The organism is Kitasatospora sp. NPDC004240, from assembly GCF_053603215.1.
Genome location: NZ_JBSGFD010000360.1, coordinates 1 through 4,601, shown reverse-complemented (window position 1 = coordinate 4,601; position 4,601 = coordinate 1). Strand labels below are relative to the sequence as shown.

The window sequence follows — 4,601 nt, the reverse complement described above, 5'->3', positions numbered from 1 at the left end:
GGTGCTCGGGGCGTTCGCGGCCGGCCTCGGCGCGCTGGTGGCCTGGCGGGCCGGCGGGGCGCTCGGCGCGGTGGCCGCGGTCGGCGCGCTGGCCGCGCTCACCCGGGGGCTGCACCTGGACGGCCTCGCCGACGTCGCGGACGGGCTCGGCAGCGGGCGGCCGGCGGAGGACGCCCTGCGCATCATGAAGCAGTCGGACATCGGGCCGTTCGGCGTACTCACCCTGGTCCTCGTCCTGCTCGCGCAGAGCGCCGCGCTCGCCGGACAGTTCGCCGTCTCCCCGGGGCGCGGCGCCCTCGCCGTGGTGGCCGCGGCGGTCACCGCGCGCTGCGCGCTCGCCTGGGGGTGTCTGCGGTCGGTGCCGGCGGCCCGGCCGGGCGGGCTCGGCGCGATGGTCGCGGGCACCGTCCCGGCGGCCGGGGCGTTCGCGGTCTCGGCCGCGACCGCGCTGCTCCTGGGCGCCGCCGGCGCGTTCGACGGCTGGTCAGTCCTGCGCCTCCCGGCGGCCGTTGCGGTGGGCCTCGGCTGCGCGTGGCTGCTGCTGCGGCGCTGCGTACGACGGCTGGACGGGGTGACCGGTGACGTGCTCGGGGCGCTCGCCGAGACCGCGGCGACCGGCGCCCTGGTGACCCTGGCGCTGTCCGGCTGAACGGCGGGTGGCCACCGGGCGGCGCGTGATCCCAGCATGCGGACTACCATGCCGGTGAGCACCGCAGCCCTGCACTGTCGCAGGTCCTGTCCGGCCGCCCGTGTCGAGGAGCCGGGGCCCCTGGTGTGTGCGGCCGCCGCGACCTCGCGGGCGCACACAGCCAGGGGCCCCGGGCCCGGCCGCAAGGCGCCGGGCCGGCCGCAGTCGGCAGCCGGGGGTTGCGCCGGTGCGGCACCCGCGCCGCCGCCGGCCGTGGACCGCGATAGAACAGGACGCATTACGTGACTGCATTGTCTGTGAGCACCTCCTCCGCCGCCTCGCTGCGCGCGGACGCCCTGGTGATCGGTGTGGCGAAGGGGCCCAAGGGCATCGTCCCGGCTCCCGGCTCCGAGACCGTGAGCGAGGCGTTCGACGGCAAGCTGGCCGAGGTCCTCACCACCCTGGGCGCGACCGGTGCCGAGGGCGAGGCCGTCAAGGTCCCCGCCCCGGCGGGCGTGAAGGCCGCGCTCGTGCTCGCGGTCGGCCTCGGCGAGAACGAGGGCGAGGGCTTCGCGCCGGAGACGCTGCGCCGCGCCGCCGGTGTCGCCGCCCGCACCCTGGCCGGCAGCAAGAAGGCCGCGCTGGCGCTGCCGGGCGAGAGCGCCGAGGAGATCGAGGCGCTCGCGCTGGGCGGCCTGCTGGGCGCGTACTCCTTCGGCACGTACAAGACCAACGGCGGCAAGGAGCCGGTGGGCGAGCTGGTCCTGCTGACCGGCCGCAAGGGCAGCAAGGACGCCAAGGCCGCCGTGGAGCGCGCGCTGGCCGTGGGCGAGGAGATGAACCGCGCCCGCGACCTGGTCAACGCAGCGCCGAACGACCTGAACCCGAAGTCCTTCGCCGCGATCGCCCAGGCCGCCGGCAAGGAGCACGGCCTCAAGGTCGAGGTGCTGGACGAGAAGGCGCTGCTCAAGGGCGGCTTCGGCGGCATCCTGGGCGTCGGCAACGGCTCGCAGAACCCGCCCCGGCTGGTGAAGGTGGCGTACACCCACCCCAAGGCCAAGGCCACCCTGGCGTTCATCGGCAAGGGCATCACCTACGACTCGGGCGGCATCTCGCTGAAGCCGGCCGGCCACAACGAGACCATGAAGTGCGACATGGCCGGCGCCGCCGCGGTGTTCGCCGCCGTGGTCGCCGCCAAGCGCCTGGGCCTGCAGGTCAACGTCACCGCCTGGATGGCGCTGGCCGAGAACATGCCCTCCGGCAGCGCCACCCGCCCCGGCGACGTGCTGCGCATGTACGGCGGCAAGACCGTCGAGGTGCTGAACACCGACGCCGAGGGCCGCCTGGTGCTGGCCGACGCGATCGTGCGGGCCGGCGAGGAGAACCCGGACGTGATCGTGGACGTGGCGACGCTGACCGGCGCGATGGTGCTGGCGCTCGGCACCCGCACCTTCGGCGTGATGGCCAACGACGACGAGCTGCGCGAGCGGCTGGTGGCGTACGCGGGCGAGACCGGCGAGCAGTCCTGGCCGATGCCGCTGCCGGTCGAGCTGCGCAAGGGCATGACCGAGTCGACCATCGCCGACCTCGCCAACATGGGCGAGCGGATGGGCGGCGGCCTGGTGGCCGGTCTGTTCCTGAAGGAGTTCGTGGCCGAGGGCATCGACTGGGCCCACCTGGACATCGCCGGCCCGGCGTTCCACGAGGGCGCGCCGTACGGCTACACCCCCAAGGGCGGCACCGCCAGCGCGGTGCGCACGCTGGTGCGCTTCGCGGAGCGGACCGCCGCGGGCGCCAAGGCCTGATCACGCGACCCCGCGACGGGGCCCGGCGCACCCGCGCCGGGCCCCGTCGGCGTCCCGCCCCCCGGTTACCTGCCGGTAGCCGTCCAGGGGCCGGACGCACCCCTGTTCGCTGCGGGCGAAACTTTGTTCCACGAAGCGGAACTCACCGCGGCGACAGCCCCCTGTGAGGCCTCGGAGGGGGTCGCCAACCCCGCTCTGAGCTGCGGGAATACCCTGGCGTACAGGGTGTTCCCACCCCTGTGACCACCCCGTGGGCCACCCCTGGGCCGGACCCGGACATCAGCCGCCGCGAACAAGTGCGAAGATGTATTTCCGGCACGACTGGGCGCCCCACAAAGGCTTCCGAACAACCGGACCGCGACCGGCCCGGCGACCCACCCCATTGCATGGAGGACGTGACGTGGCGAACGACGCCAGCACCGTTTTCGACGTAGTCATTCTCGGAGGCGGAAGCGGCGGTTACGCCGCGGCGCTCCGCGCCGCTCAGCTGGGTCTGAGCGTCGCCCTGGTCGAGAAGGGTGAGCTGGGCGGCACCTGCCTCCACCGCGGCTGCATCCCGACCAAGGCCCTGCTGCACGCGGCCGAGATCGCGGACGAGACCAAGGAGGCCGCCGAGTTCGGCGTCCTGGCCACCTTCCAGGGCATCGACATCAACGGCGTCCACAAGTACAAGGACGACGTGATCGCCGGCCTGTACAAGGGGCTCCAGGGCCTGGTGGCCTCCCGCAAGGTCACCTTCATCCAGGGCGAGGGCAAGCTCTCCTCCCCGACCTCGGTGGACGTCAACGGCCAGCGCGTCGAGGGCCGCCACATCGTCCTGGCGACCGGCTCCGTGCCGAAGTCGCTGCCGGGCCTGACCATCGACGGCGACCGCGTGATCTCCTCGGACCACGCGCTCAAGCTCGACCGCGTCCCGAAGTCGGCCGTCATCCTCGGCGGCGGCGTGATCGGCGTCGAGTTCGCCTCGGTCTGGAAGTCGTTCGGCGTCGAGGTCACCATCGTCGAGGCCCTGCCGCACCTGGCCCCGCTGGAGGACGAGAACTCCTCCAAGCTGCTGGAGCGCGCCTTCCGCAAGCGCGGCATCAAGTTCGAGCTCAAGGCCCGCTTCTCCGGCGTCGAGTACACCGAGACCGGTGTGCGCGTCTCCACCGAGAACGGCAAGCAGATCGACGCCGACCTGCTGCTCGTCGCCATCGGCCGCGGCCCGGTCTCGGCCGGCCTGGGCTACGAGGAGAACGGCGTCGCGATGGACCGCGGCTACGTCCTCGTCGACGAGTACATGCGCACCAACGTGCCGACGATCTCGGCCGTCGGCGACCTCGTCCCGACCCTGCAGCTGGCCCACGTCGGCTTCGCCGAGGGCATCCTGGTCGCCGAGCGCCTGGCCGGCCTCAAGGCCGTGCCGATCGACTACGACGGCGTGCCGCGCGTGACCTACTCCAACCCCGAGGTGGCCTCCGTGGGCCTCACCGAGGCCAAGGCCGTCGAGCTGTACGGCAAGGAGAAGGTCGTCACCCTCAAGTACAACCTGGCCGGCAACGGCAAGAGCAAGATCCTGAAGACCGCCGGCGAGATCAAGCTGGTCCAGGTGAAGGACGGCGCCGTGGTCGGCGTCCACATGGTCGGCGCGCGCATGGGCGAGCAGGTCGGCGAGGCCCAGCTCATCTACAACTGGGAGGCCCTGCCGGCCGAGGTCGCGCAGCTGATCCACGCGCACCCGTCGCAGTCCGAGGCCCTCGGCGAGGCGCACCTGGCGCTGGCCGGCAAGGCCCTGCACGCGCACGACTGATCGCGCCCGATCCCGCCCGCATTCCCCCCGTTCCTGTACGCAAGACTTGATAGGAGTCGCTGAAACCATGGCGGTCTCAGTAACACTGCCCGCGCTGGGCGAGAGCGTTTCCGAGGGCACCGTCACCCGTTGGCTGAAGGCCGAGGGTGAGCGTGTCGAGGTCGACGAGCCGCTGCTCGAGGTCTCCACCGACAAGGTCGACACCGAGATCCCGGCCCCGGCCTCGGGCATCCTGGCCTCGATCAAGGTCGGCGAGGACGAGACCGTCGAGGTCGGCGCCCAGCTGGCGATCATCGACGACGGCTCCGGCGCCCCGGTCGCCGCCGAGGCCCCGGCCGCCGAGGCCGCTCCGGCCGCCCCCGTCGCGGAGGCCGCCCCG

At 73.2% G+C, this 4,601-nt stretch carries 4 protein-coding genes; all 4 read left to right on the top strand.

Features of this window, described 5'->3' with window-relative positions; all coding sequences use genetic code 11:
• The coding region (locus ACWEQL_RS41145) for an adenosylcobinamide-GDP ribazoletransferase (protein WP_452156544.1) at positions 1-649 on the top strand (649 nt) is incomplete at its 5' end.
• Positions 650-930: 281 nt separating this feature from the next.
• Entirely contained in the window at positions 931-2,433 is a 1,503-nt protein-coding gene (locus tag ACWEQL_RS41140; protein WP_452156542.1) for a leucyl aminopeptidase, read from the top strand.
• Positions 2,434-2,833: 400 nt separating this feature from the next.
• On the top strand, positions 2,834-4,222 hold the full coding sequence (lpdA, locus tag ACWEQL_RS41135; RefSeq protein ID WP_452156540.1) for a dihydrolipoyl dehydrogenase: 1,389 nt from the start codon (positions 2,834-2,836) through the stop codon (positions 4,220-4,222).
• A gap of 67 nt (positions 4,223-4,289) precedes the next feature.
• A partial coding sequence (locus tag ACWEQL_RS41130) for a biotin/lipoyl-containing protein (protein WP_452156538.1) occupies positions 4,290-4,601 on the top strand: 312 nt, incomplete at its 3' end.